This window comes from Prosthecobacter vanneervenii, assembly GCF_014203095.1.
In the GTDB taxonomy this organism is placed as follows: domain Bacteria; phylum Verrucomicrobiota; class Verrucomicrobiia; order Verrucomicrobiales; family Verrucomicrobiaceae; genus Prosthecobacter; species Prosthecobacter vanneervenii.
Genome location: NZ_JACHIG010000005.1, coordinates 472,449 through 492,841 on the forward strand (window position 1 = coordinate 472,449; position 20,393 = coordinate 492,841).

The following is a 20,393-nucleotide window of genomic DNA, read 5'->3' on the forward strand; positions in this document are numbered from 1 at the left end:
TCACAGAACCCGGCGGCGCCTTCTCCAGCCCAGCGCCATCAGGCTGAAGATAAGCAGCAGCAGGCGCCCAGGCTCGGGCACAGCGACTGTGATCACACCCGTGGTGTAGAGCTGGCTGATGTCCCATGCCAGACTGCCTTGAAGCGTCGGCAAATTCGCGAAGTCTCGGGTAAAGTTGCCGGTGAGATTGCTGAAGGTGAAGGTGCCGGTCGGGGTCAGACCCGCCCAGTCGATCAACTGCCACTTGTCACCCACCACAAAGCTTGTCGATGACAGGCTGCCCACGGTGCTCGCTTGGAGCTTTGCACCATTGCTGATGTTAATCGTCGGTGTACCGGTTTTGGTGAAAATAAGGCGATCAGCCTCAGCCAAGGTGGTCCCGGCTTGGTTAGAGAACAGATTGATCTGCAGATTACCAGCCAGTGTGACATTGCTGCCGGTTTGCATGTTGATGGTGAAGGTCTTGGCGCTGGTGTCTGCCGCCAAGCCCACGGCAAAGGTAGCACCCGAGTTGACATTCACGCTGGCGCCGGAAGCAAGAGAGATGACCCCCGAGCCGTTGAGCACACCACCGCTCTGGACGATTATGCTGGCTCCTGTGGTGGGAGCAATGATGCCAGTGTCTGTGAGTGTGGCGCCGCTGGAGACAGTGACGCTGCCCGAGCCTGTGCCTGAGCCGGTGGTGTTGTTAACCAAAACTGTGCCTGAGGAGATGGTCGTGCCACCTTTGTAGGTGTTTGCGCCAGACAGCACCACCGTGCTTGCAGGTCCGACATTAAGCGCGAGTGACAGAAGGTCATCCGTCGCTGAGCTGCCGGGGGTGGCTTCACCGATCACACCCGTGAAGGTATATGTAGCTCCATACGGATCCACCGAAAGCGTCTTGGCCTCCTGCACACCAGGCTGAAGATCCTGCAACGTAATATTACCGGTGAAGGTAGCATTGTTGCTGCTGGTATCGCTGGTAATGGTGGTAGTGCCAAAACCGTTGGCATTGATATCAATGTTTTGAGTGATCGTCGTGAGGTTGGCGTTTGCCACGATGAGCGTCACGTTGGGACTGACGGTGTCCGCCAGCCAAACCACCGGGTTGCTGGTGGCGGTATTTGGACTGGCCACGTTCTGTGCCGCCATGAAGAACGTCTGGCCTGCAGAGGTGCCTCCATTCACCGTAACCTGTGTGCCATAGAGCATATTGGCCGAGGTGCTAAAGTCTCCGACACGCACCATGTTCATGGTGCCATCCGGATTAAACTGCACAATCTGATAGATGCCGTTGCGCTCTGGATTGGCGGCCTCATCCTTAACCAGGATGCGAGTGCCGATGTTGGCGGTGGTGAAGGTGGTACCATCAATGGTGGTGCTGATGTTGTAGAATGCCCCAGGTCCGGGAACAGCGTCGCCATTGCCGGCCACCGTTCCATTGCCATTGGCCACAAAGGCACCACCCAGAGAGCCTTTGTTGTCCGCCGTGTAGCCCACCGTGCTGCGGTCCACTCCGAGCACCGAGGCTCCATTGGTGGCCAGCGCGACATTGGACACGACGTAGCTCGCATCGCCCAGTTCGAGGGTCGTGCCGCCCAAAACACCTGTGTCATTGACTTTCAGCGCACCGTTGCGGATCACCGTGGCGCCATTGATCGCAGCACCTGAAGCCCCCGTGAAAGCCCCGTAGGTGTTGCCTGTATTGGACAGTGCCACCGTGCCGCCTCCAATCACTGTAAAGCCGCCACCACCGCTGACCACACCCGAGAATTCCACACCGCCCGCGAAGATGTTGCTGTTGCTGGTCTGAATGAGCACATTGGCTCCGGAAGGGCGATCCAGAACGGTGTTGCCGGAGAAGGTGGTCGTGAAGTCGGAATTGCCAACCTTGAGCAGACTGACCCCCTCATAATTGGCCGAACCAAAGCTGATATTGTTGGCCACAGTTCCGTCTCCTGGGGTGTTGTAACGATACTCAAGCGTCAGGGTGGTGTCCCTGAATGCGGTGTCGCTGTTGGTGCCGACGAAGATGCCGCCTGAGCCAAAGGAGGTGTTGTTCGTGGTCACCAGCGTGCCCCCAGCAAGATAGGTGCCGCCGGTGTAGCTGTTGCTGGCATTATTGACTTCGAGAGTACCCAGGCCGCCTTTGACCAGGCTGCCGCCGTCTCCCACAAGAAGCCCGGTCAGGCGTGCGTCAGACGTGCTGGCCGCGCCGCGGCCAGAGGCCACCTCAAAGAGCCGGGTTTTGCGCCCCAGATCGATGCCATTGGCAAACACCAACGTGGTATCGGAATCCTGCGCACCAAGAATCAGCGAGTCATTGTCCGGCACAAAACCGCCAGAACCCCAGACAAGCGTAGCTCCGGCACCGCCGATGTTGACGGTGCGATCGATGGAGAAGCTGACCAGCGAAGTGCCACTGGAGGTGGCACTGGCTGAAATAGTAATATCAGTGCCATTGGAGCTGACTGCGGTGATAGTGGCTCCTGCAGGAATCCCCGTGCCTGTCACTCGCGTGCCGACCACGAGACCAGCATTCGAAGCAAGGGTGATCGTGGAACTGTTCAATGTTCGTGTGCCAGACAGGGGGGCCACAGACAGGTAGGCGGCAAAACCACCGCTGTTGACCCAGTTGATTTGGCCCGCCGCCGAACCAATCGTGTTCTGGAATGTTCCATTGTAGCCGATGCCAATGACACCACCCTCCAGATGGACATTGCTGAAGGGTGAGAGCGCAGCACCATTGTCCAGACGCAGGCTTCCACCCTGGATGTAGGTGATGCCAGTGTAGGTGTTGGCACCAGTGAGCTCGGTGGTGCCGTCTCCAGTCTGCACGAGATTGACGGCCAGACCGCCAGCACTGTTGTTGGCAATCGTGGATCCGATGATCAGCGAACGTGACGGATTCCAGTTGTGGATGATGAGGTCAGCCGTAGTGCCGTCAGTATTGGCCAGGCCGCTGGTGAGCACCCCACCAACGATGGAATTGACGTGATTGCCAGCATGCGTGGTCTGAAGGATGGCTCCCTGGGCAAGGGTCAGTGTGTCCGCAATGGTGATGGTGCTGGAGTTCGTGCCATCGACATAGATGCTGTCTGTGGACGATGAGATCACCGCATTGCCGCTGAGGGTGATGGTTTTGTTGACCGCATCAATCGCTGTGATCGTGTAGGTCGTGCCCAGCGGCAGGATGGCGTCTGATGAGCGGACTGTCTGTCCGACCTGCAATCCTGTGGTGACCACATTCGTCACCAGATTGCTGCCAGCCGTGAAGGTGGCCCCGCGGGCGATGCTGCTGTTGAAGAAGCGGATCGTATTGACTGTGGCGTTGGGGAGGTTGTAGGCCGTGAGGGCTGCAGCAGATGTCAGTGTGGTGCCCGTAAAGGCGTCAAAGCTCTGAGCACCGTCCATGACGTTCATGTAGGGCTGCCAGGTGGAGACGTCCCCGGCAATCACGTGCGCTGCAGCACCACCGATGGCGATGTTGTCAGAAGCAATGACACTGTAGCCGTTCGCGTCCACAAAGGCGAAGTAGTTCACTCCGGGGTTTCTGATGTCGATGGAAGTCTGATATGTGATACGCGGGAGAACGACCTGCACATCCAGCCCGAACTGGCCGGCCAGGGTGATGTTGGCATCTCCGCTGCCACCGTTGGTGTTTTCTATGAACAGCGCCGAGCTGCCCTTGCTGTAGCTGACCTTGGTGGGATTGGCGCTGTCCTGCAGCGCCAGTGTGGTGTCCACAGTGGCATTGGCAGTGCTGGACACTTTGACCACCGATGCGCCTTCCGTCAGGGTGAAGGTGCCGATGATGTTCTGCGTGGTGCTGCGGTCGGAGGCACCGACAAGCTCCAGCATGCCGCCCCCCATGGTGAGGGCACCGACGTCATTGCGCACAAACTGGTCGCTGTAGGTGGCGTTCAGGCGAAGCGTGCCGTCATTTACAAGGATGGTGCTGATGCCGTAGCTGCCTGCATTAGGTGTCAGAGTGCCTCGCAGTTCCAGCAGGCCGGCACCCTGCTTGATGAGGCGGTAGTTTTCCTCGGCTGCAGGGGTGGTGATGTTCCCGCCGAGGACGAGGTTTGTATAGGCATTGCCCACATCGAAGATACCATCTGCACTGATGGTGAAGCCGCGATCAGATGTAGCGCTGGTACCATTAAACTGGAACGTGCCGTTGTTTAGAATCAGATTGGCGGCAGCGTTGCTGGAGGCCCCCAGGTTGCTTGCTGCATTGGCAAAGGCAAGCAAACTGGACGATGAGGTGGCCATCACAGGATTGGAAAGAACAATCTGTGTGCTGCTGAGGACGGAGACGATGGTCGTGCCAGCAGGGATGCCAGGACCAGTGACCAGCTGGCCCACCGTGAGCCCGGTGGCTGGAGCGGTCAATGTAACAGCGGTGCTGCCACTGGTGGTGGTGGCGTTGAAACTGCCGCCCAGAACCGTCGGCGCGCTGAACGTGAGGTTGTTGGTTCCAGTGCTTGTCACAGGAACACTGATGTCCACATTGTGAGAGTCCAGAATACGGATGATGACCGCCCCGGCGGGGATGCCTGTGCCGCTAACCGTCTGGCCCAAAGTCAGTCCAGCCGTGCTGGGCAGCACGAGTCTTGCAGAACTGGTGGTCGTGGAGGCCAGAGAGACGCCACTCTTCACAAAGGCAGATGGATCACCGTAGGTCAGGCTGTTGGTGCCGTTGTCTGTAGCGGTGAGACTGATGGTGAAACGGGTGGCATCAATGATCGTCGCGATAACAGCACCATCAGGGATGTTGTTCCCGGTAACAGATTGCCCAGGTGTCAAGCCGGCAGTGGTGGAGCCACCTACCAGCGTGATGGTGGAGCTATTTCTCTGCGTGGTGGAGTTCAACGAACCGCTGAAACCAGTGTAGGCACTGTAGTTGAGATTTTGTGTTGTGGAGATGGTGGCTCCGTTGGAGAGCGTGAACTGCGTGTTGCTGTTGATGGCAGAGATGGTGGCACCGCCAAAGCTGAGGCTGCCACTGCCACTGGCGGTGGCATTAGCGCTGATCGTTACGATGTTGCCATTGATGGCGGTAATGACCGTTCCCGGAGGAATGCCGGCCCCCACCACAGGAGAGCCGTTGGTAAGGCCTGTCGAATCAGAAACAGTGACCTGGCTGCTGCCAGATACTGTCGTGGAACTGAGGCTGACCACTGCTGGCAGTCCGGTACCAGTGACGACCTGACCAAAGGTTAGACCGTTGGTTGTGGTGTCTGTGAGACTGACCAACCTGGTCGTGGTGGAATTAACCGTGGTAAGAACGGAATTGGCAGCGAAGCCTTCCACTGAGAGCTGACGCACGGTCAGCACACCGCTGTTCAGCGTATTGACGCCGGTGTAGGTGTTCAGGCCGGAGAGTATGAGATTCCCAGCCCCAGTTTTGCTCAAGCCGTTGGCCACCGGGGTGAAGCTGAGCGTTGGCGAACCGCTCTGGGTGACGTTGCTGCTCAGGGTGATGGCACCGTTCACCGCGTCAATGCTGGTAATCGTGGCCCCGCTAGGAATTCCGGTTCCAGAAACCGTCAGGCCGGGAGCAAGTCCAACCACGCTGATGCCGCTGATGGTATTGGTGCCTGAAACAGCTGAACCAGTCCTGCTTGTGGGCGCCAAATTCGCAATCACAGCAGAGATTTCCAGCGGTGCCAGGGTGTTGTTCTGGTAGATGCGCAGATCCGAGTTGGAACCAGCACCACCGCTAAGCGTTCCCGTGCCGTTGATGACGGCCACATCAGAACCAAGGCCGGAGGTGACCAGAATACCGCTGCCCTGCAGAACGTTGGTGCCAGAGAGTGTTACGGTCATATTGGTGGCGCTCGTGTTCGCTGTATTAAAGCGCAGCGTGTTCGGCGTGGTGTTGTTCTGTGTGCTGGGGCCGACGATGTCCATGTTGGCTCCAGAGTTCGCCGTCGTGGGCAGCACCCAGTCATTGGCTGCACTGCTGGAGAGGTAGGAGGTGAAGGCACGGATCAGCAGATCTCCACCCGTGGTGTTGCCAGTGTCTGTACCGGCTTCGTTGAATCTGCTCTTGGCAGCCCAGCTCGTGCCACCCACCGTGGCCCAGCCACCGAGGATGCCGTTGGTGTTGTTGGTGTCGGTGCTGGCAATATCGTTGGCAGAGAAGTTCAGCGTGCCACCGGACTGCACGCCGATTCCGTTGAGGCGCATAATGGAAGTGCCGCTGGTCCTGCTGATGGTGTTGCTGCCGATGGCCACGGTGGTTCCGGAAACAATTTCCACATGCGAACCGCCAACCAGAACGATGGAGCCGCCCAAGCGGCCACCACCCAGAGTGAGTGAGCCGGTGTCAGACAACTTGGAGGTGTTGTTCGTCGAATAATTCAGCTGCAGCGTGCCAGCCTGAACCGTGAAGCTGGGCACCATGGCACTAGTGGTGTTGTTACGTGTGGTAGCTTCAGCACCACCTGTCAGAATGAGGGTGCCTGAGCCAAGCTGGGTGATGGCTCCCGCCCCGGCGATGCTGCCAGAAAGCGTCAGCGTGGCCCCTGAATTCACAAGAATGTTGGAGTTGGCAGAGACCGTGATGGTGCCGGCCCAAGAGCTGTTGCCCGTGGTGGTGGCAAGAGTGCCGCCGGCCAGGAACATCTGCTCAATGGTGGTGTAGGCGACATTGCGCAAGTCCAGCGTGGCATTCTGGTTGCCCAGAACAGTGCTCGTATTGGTGCCCCCGCCGATGACCACACCCGCGCCGCCTGCAGCACCAAATGCCCCGTCGACCGTGGCGGCAAGAATACCGGCCAGAACAGTGGTTTCACCACTGTAGCTGTTGCCCTGAACTGAAACAGAAACCAACCCGCTCGCCGTGGCGTTGCGGCTGATAGTGATGCTGTTGTTCGTGTTGATGCTCACAACCGTGCTGCCAGTTGGTATGCCAGCACCGCTCACCTGCTGACCCACTTTGATTCTGGACGTGTCCGCCATGGCAATCGTGCTGCTGCCACTGGTGGTCGTGCCATCACGGCTGACAGAAGAACCAACCACCCATGTACCGTTGCCAATCTTGGTCAGCGAGGTGAGTCCGCCCGTTCCATCACCAAGCACCAGGCCGAAGATGTTGTCACCACGGTTTGCCCCCCCTAGGGTCAGGGTGCGGTCTCCACTGCCTGTGAATTCAACCGCAGGCGAGAAATCAAAGCCCCAGGTCAGGGTGGCGTTCAGGCGTGTGCCGTCAGCCACCAGTCCGCCAGCGTAAGCCCCCGTGCCCAGCGTGAAGGAACGATCAGTGATCGCGCTGTTGGCGGCAGTGTAGCGGAGCACACCACCGTTGAGAACCAGATTGGATGCGGCATTGGATGCGGTCCCAAGACCACCGTTGAATCCTCCCAGGCTGAGCGTACTGATGACAATGCCGCCTCCATTGATCACGGTTGGTCCGCTGTAGCCATTTGAACCAAGCAAACCAAGAATCCCCTGGCCGTTCTTGACCACGGAAACGCTTCCTGTTCCGGAGAGTCCGTCACGAATGTTGCCGTTGAAGCTGAAACTGAGGTCGGAATTGATGGTGACTACCGAGACACCGGTGCCTTCGTTTGTCAGAGTTCCGCTACCCGTCAGGCTGGAGACGGTGGTGTCATAGCCGTTGAGGTCCATGGTGCCGCCCAGAAGCTTGAGGTTATAACCCGCGCCGCTGCTCGTCTGAAGAGCCGTGTCACTGTTGAAGATCACGTTGCCAGTGTTGAGTGTCAGTGTGCCGTTGAAGATGTTGGTTCCGGAGCCCTGATAGCCAAGACGCAGCGTGCCATTGTTGATGGCGATGTCCGCATTGAGAGTGTTGTTGCCACGAAGTTCAATGGAGGACCCAAGCACACGGATGAAACCGATCTGGTTGTCACCCGTCAGCACCATGGTGTTGAAGCCGCCGTAATTGACATTGACTCCGTTGGCGTCTGCGGTCAGTGCGTTTGAAACCGTGATGTACCCCGTGTTGTAGTCGATCGCTGTAATCACCGTCCCAAGCGGAACTCCGTAAGTGGTGGTGGTGGTGGTGCCATCAGGCAGAGTCACTGTCTGACCAGTGACTGTGGCCCCCACTCTCAGCCCTTGGACCAAGGATGGGCCAACATAAATCCGAGTACTTCCGCTGGAGTAAGTGGATGCGAGTGTGGCCACACCTGCAGTCGTGGTTCCGTTGGTTTCGAGACCTCCGGAAAGGTCGTTATTACCCGCGATTTCCAGCGCACCCTCGTGGGTCGAGTCAGTGACGTAAATGAGCCTGCCCAGGCGTCCATCAATCGTATTGGTCGCCCCCATGGTAACCCGGCGGTTGTCCGAGACGGAGATCAGGCCGTCCGTCGCACCGATCGTGATGCCTCGGTTGGTGTCATCAAAGGACATCGTATCATTGATAAGCAGACGTCCGCCATTGAGGAACAGCTGATCGGCAACAAAGCTAGAGGGATTGGCGCCGAGGTCGGACTCACGAGTGATCTGAACCACGCCTTCATTGATGATGGTCTTGCCTGTGTAGGTATTGACCGAGCCGTAGGTCAGCGTGACGTTGCTGCCTGCCACCGTCGGAGCGAGGGAGAGAGTAATGTTGTTGCCGTTGATGGCAGTAATGGTCGTGCCGCTCTGAATGCCAGAGCCAGTGACCGTAGCCCCCACTCGCAGGTCGGCAGTGCCACCGGACGTGATCGCGACAACGTTATTACCCACCGTGAGGTTGGTGGTCTTGGTAGTGATAGGGTTGAGAATCAGCGTCGAAGACCCCGATTTGACGAGAGAGACTGCGTTGCTGCCATTATCGGCCACACTAGCATTGACCGTGAGCTGATTCGTCGGCGTCTGGAAGATCAGCTGATATGAGCCCGAACCGTTACCTGCGGTAATGGACCCCGGACCAGCAATGACATGATTGGCCCGGCTGGAGAGCAAGCCGCCCGCATCGATCCTGAGAACACTGCCGCTGGCAATGGTAAGGGTCCTGGCTGTGGTGTCCTGGATGTTGAGCGTGTGAACCGCGTAACTGGTGTTGCTGGCCGAGGCCTGATTGCCGCCAGACATCTTGATGTTCAGCGCGTTGCTGTTCCAAGACCCAATGCCAACCGTGCTGTAGCTGTTGAAAGCTGTGACTGCCGTTCCTGTTAGTGCAGCCCAGTCGATCAAGGTGGCACCGGAGGAAACCCAGCTGCGAGTGGCCCAACCGCCCAGGATGCCAGTGGAGTCGTTGCTGAGCCCGCTGGAGATTCTGATGCCAGTTGAACCTGAATCCACGTTGCCATTGACCGAATCAAAGAAAACCGTGGCGCCCGCTGCGCGGCTGCCGAAACCACTGAAGGTCAGCGTATTGCTGACACCATTGGTCATAAAGCTGCCAATGTAATTGGAACCACCGTTAAGGGTGAGGGTACCCAGAGTTTCCGCAAAGACAGCAGTCGGTGAGGAGGCATCTCCCTGACCAATGAGCAGCAGGCGCCCTGCGTTCATATTGATAGCCGCCGTGTCAGGAAGGCGGTCAGCCACATTGGCACTCTGATCCAGTGCGCTGTTAACGACGCTGGCGCGATTAATGATGTTCAGGCCGGGAAGATTGTTGCTGTTGCCAGAATTGCCACTGCCGGAGAGGTTGATGGCGGTGACACCTCTCAGAGCTCCATTAGCTCCGGTGATGCGAAGATCGCCGCCAGCAATCGTCACCGCTCCATTCACCGTGCTGTAAGACTGCACGTTGAGCACCGCTCCGTTGATGACGTTGTCGCCGGTGCCTTTCAGTGTCAGGCCGCCGGAGCTGACCGTGACAGGCTGGTTCCAGGTCACCGTGGAAAGGCTCTGCAGACCTTCAATATAGAAGCCCGTCCCGCCAATGGTGGTGGGCGTGTTAAAGTTGGTGATGCTGTTGGCATTGTAAACCGTGCCATCATAGACCTTGAACCCACCGCCGAAGGAGACAAGCGTGCCAAAGGTGTAAAACTGCCCGCCATTGGTGGCCGTGGCGGCGGCAGAAATAACAAACTGTGTGCCATTGGTGATGCTGCGGATGACCGAACCAGCCGGGATGCCGGGTCCAGAAACAGCCATTCCCGCAGTGAGTCCCGTGGTGTTGGCCACAGTCACTGTAGCACTGCCACTGACAGTGGAGTTGGTCGAGGCCCCGGTCTTCTGCAGAGTGCCGTTGTAGTTCAGGTTGGTGAGCGTCGCACCAGTCGTCGGAGCGGAGCTGAGGGTAAACTGCGTGCCATTGAGGATGCTGGCAATGGTGCTTCCACCTTGAATCCCCGTGCCACTGACCGGCATGCCGACAACCAGTCCAGCAGTGGAGCCCACCGTCACGGTGGTGCTGCCAGCAGTCCATGTGGCCTGCTGATTGGGATTTGTGAGAGCCACAGTACCGCCGCCACCATCGCGGAAGCCAGAACCGTTTCCTGTCACCACTTCGGCAAAGTTGAAGGTGGTGCCGGCGCTGCGGATTCCAAGAGTGCCGTTGTTGATAATGATGCTGTTGAAGTTCGTGGTGGAGTCCAGAACCAGCGTGGCCCCGCTGTTGATGGTGGTCGAGCCGGTGTAGCTGATGTTGCCGAGCGCAAGCACCTGCGTGCCAGTACCGCTCACCACCAGGTTGAGAATGCCGGAGCCGTTGTTGTTGGCACGGTTGCGCAGGAAGCCGTTAAAGCTCTGCGTTCCAGTAGTCAGCAGCGTCAGCGTGCTGTCATACGGATTGGCTTCCCCTTCGGTGTTTTCGATCACACCGCTCGCGGTGTAGTCGGAAAGGCCAGCCACAGTCTCATCAAAGCCCATCAGCTTGAAGTAGCTGTTGTTGCCGGCGTTGCCGGTGGATGCCGCGCCGTTGCCTGAGTCAAAGCGCAGGATGGATGTATCGGCGATCTGGTTGCTGCCAGCGAGCGCCACCACGGCGTTGCCTGAGCCGCCCATGCTGACATTGCCGATGATGAGGTTGCCGGCGATTGAGCCATTGGCCACATTGGAACCAAAGATGGTGGTCACAGCCGTACCTGCCCCTGTGGCAGGAACAGAAAGCACAAACTGTGTGGCATTGGTGACAGAAACGACTGTGGCCCCAGCTGGAATGTTGGGGTTCCCCGTGACAGGCATGCCTGGATAGAAACCAGCTGTGGAGGCCACCGTCACGGTGGTGCTTCCATTAGTCGTCGTAGCATAGCTGCCGTAAGTGGTGGCCACCCCCGTGGAGTCCGCCGTGGCGTTCAGACCGCTGTTGGTCACGTTGGAAATCAGGGTGACTGAGGTGGTGTTGGTCGTGGCGTTGTAGCTCACAGCACCCACCAGCGCTCCGGCAGGAATGCTGGAATTACCCCCAAGCGGCATGCCTGTGTAGAGACGATTGGTATAATTGCCCGTAGCCGTGATCGTCGAGCTGCCACTTCTGGTATTGAATGGGATCGTGCCGAAAGCTCCAAACGTTCCCGATGCGCTGGCCGTCGAACTGGCGTTGCTGGACATCGTGATGACGGTTTGATTCAGCGCTGAGTTGTAACTCACACTGCTGACCACCGCAGAAGACGGGATGGCCGAAACACCAGTGATGCTCATTCCAGCATAGATCTGGGTGGTGATGTCACCGGAAACTGTAACCTGATTGCTGCTGGCGGTAGTGTTAAAGGTGGCAGCACCGCCGTTGATCGATTGTGTTTTAGCCAGCACCAGCTGGGCGTTGGTGGCGTCACCAAAACCGCGGTTAAACACACGGGTGTCACCTGAGTAAGTGTTGGCCGTAAGGCCGCTGTAAGTCACGCGACCCGCCCCCATGATGTTCACTCCCAGACCTGCGGTGCTCTGCGAGATGGCACCACTGATGTCCATTCGTCCGGCAGCACCACCGGAGTTCACGTTGATGTTCAAGTTGGTGTTGAGAAGCACCGGAGCGGCGATGACGTCCGTGGCCACCGTGCCGCTGTTGGATTGCACCTTGCTCAGCAAGGCGTTGCCGTAGGCTCCGTTGTTAAACACCAGGCTGCCAGCACCAGTGCCCTGAGCGAGCGTGAAGAAGTTGGTGTTGTTCTGGTCGCCGACGATCAGTTTGCCCACCGTCTTGGAGCCGTCGAGTGTGACGATGGCGTTGGAAGTAATGTTGGAGCCCAAGACTGCAATGCTGGCCGTGGAGTTCGGCACCAGCGCGGGGCTCCATGAAGCCGTTGGGTTCCACGAGCCGCTGCCTGCGAGGTTGTAGGCACTGAGCTTGACCGGGATTGGCGGAGGTGTGGTGATGATGACAATGATGCCGTCAGACAGGAACTTGCTGACATCGTAAACCAGTCCACCGCTCAGCGTAGGCAGGTTGAGGTTGCCACCACCTGTGCCTCCGGTGCGATAGTTGTCTCCCACATTGAATGTGGAACTGCCGTTCAGAGTCAGCCAGCCGCCGAGATTGAGCACATCGCCCAGACGCGCATTGGTGGCAAAGCCAGTGTCGATCAGATTGAAGGTGGTCTGGTTGAAAAGCAGCGTTCCGTTGACGCTGAGGTAGTCATGCTGGCCAGAGCTCGGAAGATAGCTGTTCCAGAGGTTAGTCGTGCTGGCGAGGTCGCGGTAACCGCCCAGGCTGTCGTAAGTGCCGCCGTAAAGCTGGGCCGCAATCGCGCTGTCGTTACCGGTGACAGCACTGACCTGGAAGTTGACCACCGAGCCATCCGACAACTGCAGGTTGCCGTTGAAGGTAAGGGTGCCGATGCTGCCGCCGCCAACATCACCTGGAGAAAGGGTCGCCCCGGAGGCAATGACATGATTGGTCACCGAAGCAGTGCCGTTGATCAGGCCTGATCCAGCCAGGGTGGCGCCGGAATTGATCACCGTGGCCCCGGAGCCAGTGCGGCCCACACCAGCTACGCCCACCTGCAGCAGGCCGCCGTTAACGGTCGTCGTGCCGGTGTAGGTGTTTGTGCCAGTGAGGATCCATGAGCTGGAATCCGCAGCCTTCACAAATGAGGTTGGGTTGGAGGAATTATTGTCACTGATGACTCCACTGATTCTGTTGGAGCTGTCAGCATAGGCACCACCCACAGTGAGAGTTTTCGCTCCTGCTCCCGATGCGTTGAAAGCTCCGGTGAAGGTCAGCGCTCCAGTGCCGGAGGAAAGGATGGTGGCACCACCTGTGGTACCAGCCAGGTTGAAGACACGGTCCGTGGTTTCACCTACACCTGTGTAGAGCAGTGTTCCCGAGTTAGCCGCATTTCCCATCACGATGGTGCCATTGGCACTGCTCGTGGGCGCCCCGAGACTGCTGCTGGCAGTGCCTCCTGAAACGCTGTTGATGGAGCTCACGCTCAATGTGCCGTTGAGGATGCTGACAGTTCCGGTGAAGGTATTGGCACCCGAGACGATCCAGCTTCCGCTGCCATCTTTGACCAGAGAGGTCAGGTTGCTGCTGTCATAGTTGGAAATGATGCCTGCAAACTCATTGGCATTCGTATTGGTGCCGTTGAGCGTGAGGGTCTTGCTGCCAGCACCTGTGACCGAGAGATTGCTGGTGAAGACCAGTGCGCCTGTTCCGGAGGAGGTAATGGTGCCGCCACCCGTCGTGCCACCAAGAGCGATGACGCGGTCCGTGATCTCTCCCACGCCATTGTAGATCAGCGTACCTGTGGTGGTCAGATTGCCAAGCGTGATGGTACCTGCTGCCACGGTCACAGGAGCACCGAGGCTGCTGCTGGCCAGCAGAGGCGTGCCACCGTTGACACTGTTGAGGCTGGAAACAGTGAGAGAGCCATTCTGGATGCTCACGCCCCCCGTGAATGTATTGGCACCGGAAATGACCCAGTTGCCAGTTCCTGTCTTGATCAGGCTCAGCGGGCCGCCACCTGCCGAGTCCCCCAGAAGAACGCTGAGCGTGTTGGCTCCCGTGTTGCTGCCAGTCAAGGTCAGCGCACGAGATACACCCAAAAGCAAAGACTGGGTCACTGTGCCAGGCACGCCGTTGCTAGGATCCCCATCGTCGTCATAATAGATCGGCAGAGTAATGGTGATCGTGCTGGCACCAGAATTGATGGTGGCGATCCTTGCACCTGCAGGAATACCCGTTCCGGTAAGGTACTGCCCCACCACGAGACCAGCCGTATTGACACCCGTGATCGTGTAGGAAGGAGTCGTGATGTTGCCATTGGTGTCGATGGTGGAATTTTGCAGCGTTCCCGTGAAGGTCTGCGTGTCAGGCTGGCTGACCTGGCCGGAACTGCTGAAAGTCAGCGTGCCAGAGCCAGAGGAGTCCAGCGTGCCACCAGTGGACTGGATGCTGAAGACACGGTCAGTGCTGATGTTCGTGCTGCCAGTGTATTGCAGGGTACCGCCGTTAAAGACCAGATTGGAGGCAGCTGAGGAAGATCTGCCGATGCTGCTGGCCAGCCCTCCATTGGCAAGGGTTGCGACATTCAAAATACCAGCGCTGATCGTCGTCGCTCCGCCATAGGTGTTGGCGGGATTGGAGAGCACCAAGTTGCCGCTGCCAGCCTTGGTCAGGCTGAAGTTGTTGCCGTTGTCACTGATGACTCCGCTGGCGGTGAAGGCGTTGACAGCACTGTTGTTGATGGTCCAAGTCTGGCTGTTCCCCAAGATGACAGGGGCGGTGATGCTGTGGGCGGCAGAACCTGAGGCGACATTCAGAGAGCCGTAGATCGTCAGGTTAAACGCACCGCCGATGGAGACACCAGTGGTCGCGGCCGTGGTGCCAACGCCGGTAAAGTTGACCGTGCCCACAAACATGTTCTGCCCAAGGGTGGTGTCCAAGTTGGTGGTACCCGCAGTGTTGGTCGTGAAATTAACCGTATCCACATTGTCAGGTGTACTGCCAGCCAGCGTCCCTGCAGCGTCGCTCTTCCAGTTGGCGGCATTGTTCCATAGCTTGTTCGTGCCACCGGCCCAGTAAAGGGTGTTCACATTTTGATTGGCCACCAGGAGGGAAACCTTGCCTGCCACATCGGTCTTGAGCGTCAGCGCATAGGCCACAGTCGGGCTCAGCATGAGGAAGGGTGTGGCGAGTGTCAAATTGGACACTCCCGTAATGGATGAACCGGTGATGATGTCGTAACCGGTGGAGGTGTTGGCGGTGATGCTGGAGGTGCCGGTCAGCGCAGCAATGTTGATGCGAGTCAGAGTGCTGTCCGGAGTGGTGATGTTGATACCTCTGGTCACGGCCAGCTTGTCGGCAGCTGTCGTAGTGCCACCGATTTCAAATGTCATCGTGCTGATGGCGCTCGCACTGGAAGCCACCGTAAGACCCGTGGCCACCGAACTGCCCTGCGCCAGGGAGAAGGTATTGATGGTGCCGTCAGCCAATGTGAAGTTCGAACCTGCATTCATGGTCACCGTGGCCCCAGCTGCCGCAGTTGTGGTCAGGCCGGCTGTGTAGGCACCGTCCACCCGGAGGGTGGCTCCCTGTGCCACCGTGATGGCCGTGTTGTTGGAGGTGCCCGCCGTGGCGCGGCGGAGGATCAGGGTTCCCCCATTGATCGTAGTGGCTCCCGTGTAGGAGTTGGCCCCTGAGAGCACCCAGGTACCTGTTCCAGACTTCGTCAAAGAAGTCAGCGTTGAGGTGCCGTTGTTGACGATAGACCCACTGATGGTGTTTTCACTCGTGTTGCTGCCCTGGAGAGTCAGGGTTTTGCTGCCAGCGCCAGTGGCGGTGAACGCTGTCGTGAAGACAATCGCCCCGGTGCCGGAAGAATCAATGAAACCGCCGCCCGTGGTACCTGCAAGGTTGATGACGCGGTTGGTGGTGTCTCCTGACCCCGTGTAAATCAGACCGCCAGTAAAGGTGGTTGCACCAAGATCAATAGTGCCGTTGGCAGCAGTAGTTGGTGCACCAAGCGCGCTGGCCACACTCGTGTTCTTCAGAGAATTGACGCTGATGGCACCGTTTTGGATCACGGTCTTGCCCGTGTAGGAGTTCAGCCCCGTAAAGGTCTGTGTTCCTGTGCCTGTTTTAGTCAGATTGAGGGCACTGTTTCCGTTTGTGATGACACCGCCAAAGAGGGTGCTGGTATTATCCGCACCGATCGTGAACGTCACAGACGACCCTGAATTGGTGATCAAACCATTGCCAGCAAGCGACCCGACCGTTTCGGTCGCACTGTTGATATCCACCGCACCTGCGGCACCAACGATCAAGCTCGAGGCATCCGGTATGACATTCGAAGTCCCCAGCCTGAGCAGGCCGCCGTTGACGGTTGTGCTTCCACCATAGTCGTTCGCGTTGCTGGATAGGACCAGAGTTCCGGCCCCAGCTTTGACCAGACCTGTGCCTCCTGTCAGCTTGCCCGAAAGAGTCGCGGTCACGAGCGGACTCGTGACTGTGATGGCATGCGTAATGCCTGCGGAAAGCGTGACCGTATTGGCCAGCGTCAGGTTATTGACCGTGCCATTGGCTCCGCTGGGGGTGCCCCCAAAGGTAAATCCACCATTAACCACGAAGGCATTGGAAAGGCTGCGGGCTGCAGTGCCGGCCATGATGGTGACGCCATCGTCGAGCGTGATAGTGCCTGCGCCATACGCGTTGGACGCTGCGGTATTGTCAAAGATGACCGTACCACCGCTGATACGGAGCCCGTTGGTCAGCGTATTCGCCACCGAGCCTGCCAAAATGAGGGAACCGTTGCCGGTCTTGGTGATCTGGCCGCCAGTGCCGGTGTAGTCGAGCGGAACGCTGATCAGCAATCCCTGAGGTGAAAGGCCGGTCACATTGATGACCGGATTGGCATTGCTCAGACTAAGGAAGCTGAGGTTAGACGCGCTACTAGAGATGGTGGGAGTGAAACCAAGATTGTCCGTAACGGCCGTAATGGCATTGGCTGCACTGAGCACCACCGTGCTGTTGGCCGTGGGTGTGCCAAAGGAGAAAGTAGGCGCAGCATTGCCACCAGTACCATTGAAGGTCAGGCTGGCAAAGGTATTGGAGGTGGCGGCGCTGTAATTCGGCAGTGTAAAGGTGCCGTTGCCACCAATGGTGATGTTGCTGCTGGACGAGATCTGACCGGTGTTGGTGTTGCTAAAATTCACCGCACCTCCGTTGATCTTCAGGTCTCCAGGAATGAGCTGTGTGCCAGAGACAATCGTGTTCAGGGTCAGTGTACCCTGATTGACCACGGTTGGCCCGGTGTAGTCATTGAGGTTTCCGGTGGTCGTGTTGCCTTGGTTGAAGCTGATGTTCAGACCAGAATTGGTCGCGGACGCATTCTGTGAGAGGGTGATCTGCGTGGCAGAATCCACCGACGCAATCGTCGTTCCCGCCGGAATGCCAGTGCCAGCCACCGGCATGCCGGCAACCAGTCCCGTGGTGTTGGCCAGCGTGACGGTCTTGGTGTTCACGGTGGTGCCGCCAGAGCCAATCGTCAGCCAACTGACACCGCTTGCCGTCAGCGAGTAGGTCATTGTGGCCGAGCCCGTGACGGTGCTGTTCTGGGAGAGCGTGATCTGCGTGGGGCTGTCAATGGAGAGGATGGTGGTGTTCGCGGGGATGCCGGTGCCTGTGACGACCTGACCAACCGTCAGCCCATTCGTGTTTGCCAGGGTGATGACCGCGCTGTTGTTGGTGGTGTTCGTGGCGAGATTGACAGAAGCTCCCAAAGTCAGCGTGCCGGGGCCAGACTTCACCAACCCAATGCTACCAGTGATCTTGGAGCTGATGGTTGTGGTGTTCTGGTTCACCCAGACGAAGAGGTCGGATGCTCCAGAGGTGATGGAGGAACCGACACCACCGGAGAGCACACCGATGGCGAAGTTGGCATTGGTGATATAGCCGCCTGTGCCGATAGTGAGCGTCACCGGAGCGGTGGCGGCGCCCAGTGTCAGATTCTGCGCGGCCCCAGGAGCATTGCGCAAGGAGTTCACGGTCCTGCTCGTGGTCAGGGTGCGGGAGGAGCCATCGTTGACGTTTTGTGTGGCAGTCGCGGCAGTGACATCGCCAGAGGCATAACCAGCATAACCAGCCCCGGTGTTGCCAAGCTGGCTGATACCGATGCCGTCTTTGTAGGAGGCAAATTCAGAGCCGTTGATCACTGCCCAGCCACCGATGATGCCATTGATCAGATTGGCCTGCGTGAAAGCAGCACCGTTAAGCTGGTTGATGAGGACCTGAGGCTGAGCTCCCACAGGCGCCGCAGTCGAGGTACCACCAAAGGTGAGCCCGTTTCCGGGAACGAAGTTGATCACGCTCTGGCTGCTGGCCGCGCGGTTCAGATTGGCAATCGTAACGGCATAGGCTCCTGAGGTGGCGCCACCAAAATTGTTGAACGTCACAGAGGAGCCCCCCTCTGCCAGAGTCACTGCGCCAAAATTCTGCGTATCAATGGCCTGGCGTGCGTTGATGATGATGGCACCACCACTGAGGTTGATAGGAGCGGCTGCCGGAATGCGGGAGGCATTGTCCACCAAGCCCTGGTTGTCCAGCGTCAGGGTGGCATACTTGACATTGATGGCGCTGGTCTGTGTCAGCACTCCATTATCTCGCAGATTCAGCACGCCTCCGAGAACGTTGGTGCTGCCAGTGTAGCTCTGTGCGCTGGTGAGGATAAGGGTGCCTGTCCCGGATTTATACACAGAGAGAGCACCACCTGTGTTGGTGATGAGGCCGCCGAAAGATGTATTGGATGCCGTGCTGGTGTAGAAATTAGCCGCGCCAGCACCGGTGTTGGTGATGGTGCCTCCAGAGTTGGACAGCGCTGTTGTCAGACTGCCGATGACGGCTGTGTCGTTGCTGCTCAGGGCTCCGATCATCTGGTTATTGCCGTTCAGATCCACCGTGCCGCCGTTCACACGGAGGTCGTAAAGCGTGGCGGTGGAGGCGGTGCTGGAAACCAGCAGGGTGTTGCTGGCTCCTGAGCCGAGCACCAGCGTACCGGCGTTCACCGTGGTGGTGCCGCCCATCAGGCTGCTGCGCCCCAGGGTCAGCTTGCCATTGCCGGACTTGACCATGCCCTGGCTGGATGTGCCGCTGATGTAGCTGTTGAGCGCCAGATCTCCCACATTGTAGAAGATGAGCTGGTTTGTGGTGTTGGTGGTGACCACACCTCCGGTAATGCCACTGTTGCCAGCCATCGACATGATACCGCCGCTGCTGACGATAAGCGATTGCAGCGTGCCGCTGGCGCTGAAGAGCGTTCCGGCAGGATTGATCAAGGAGGTGATCCCTGCGCCAGAAACGTAGACACCGCCTTTGCTCTGCAGAACGAGGCTGTTGATGGTGGTGTTGGTCGTAATGGTATTGAGCGCGGTCAGCGAAACGTTGGTATTCAGCGTAAGCGGGGCAAAAGGCGCAATCGTGGGCTGTGAACCCAGCGACGTAGCCAGTTCGGCAGCGGTCAGCAGACGGAAGCCAGTGCCGGCGATGTAAGTGACAAATCCTGTGCCCGAACCGGTGAGGCTGGTGTCTCCGATGATATCCGGACGGATGTTCATGGTGGTCGTGCCAGCAGCACCGCCAACCCCGATCAAGGTTGGTGCGGTGATTGCGGTGAAGTTGGCCACTCCAGCCCCGGCTGTGCCGCCAAGATTGGTACCACGCAGGAGCAGAGTACCACCCAGAGCCCCACTGTTGGCAATGCCATTGATGGTTCTGGCGCTGAGCACATTGGAACCACCGCTGCCAGGGGTGATCGTGAGAGTGCTGGCACCATTCTGGATGGTGAGCGCTCCGAGGCTTTCCGTCAGCGAGCCTGAACTGGAGCCAATGACGCTGATGGAGCCTCCCTGCAAGCTCATGGCCCGGTTGGCGGCCAGAGTACTCAGGTCTGTGTACTGGCCGGCCGTGCCATCGGCGGCAGCACCAAGGCGGTTGGCCACATTGGTGGTGGAGTTGTCGATCGTCAGCGTGGAGCCACTGTTGATGGTGGTGTTGCGGAAATTCACACGACCGGCACCGCTGAGCACCGTGGTGCCCTGGTTCAGAGTCAGCAGGTTGGACACAGATGCGGCAGCTCCCGCCATGCTGTCCCCAGTGAGAGTCCAAGAGCCAGTTCCGATCTTGGAGACGTTGAGCAGACCGTTGACAAACGGGCTGGTGAAGGTGCCGGAGAAGGAGGCATTGGTGTTATCATAGCCAGTAACCACCGTTCCCTGGGTATTGAGGTTGTAGTTGGTGACAGTGCCGCCGCCCGTGATCGAGCCCACAATGCCTGCCAGACCACGTGCATCCAGCGTGGTACCGCCGGAGAGGACGACCTGGGAGTTGCCAATGAAGGCTCCCGTCTGACCAAAGGCCAGCGTACCAGCCTGCACATACGTCGCACCGCTGTAGGAACTCTGACCACCGATGCCGAGCACGCCAGCCCCGGTCTTGATGATGAAGCCCGAGTTCATCGCAGAGTTCAGAGCCAGCCCGATCTGGCCTGGCAGCACCGTGGAGGCGTCCACGTTGAAATTCACGCCCGCGCTCGCGTCCAGGAAGCCGTTAAGAACAGGGATGC

1 protein-coding gene (only partly in view) is annotated in these 20,393 nt (G+C 58.4%); it reads right to left on the bottom strand.

Annotated features, from left to right (window positions below; translation table 11 throughout):
* Positions 1-20,393, bottom strand: partial view of an autotransporter-associated beta strand repeat-containing protein gene (locus HNQ65_RS14345; protein ID WP_184340237.1) — the 3' portion only. 14,377 nt of this gene lie beyond the right edge of the window; the window shows 20,393 of its 34,770 coding nt (coding positions 14,378-34,770); its start codon lies off the right edge, out of view; its stop codon occupies positions 1-3.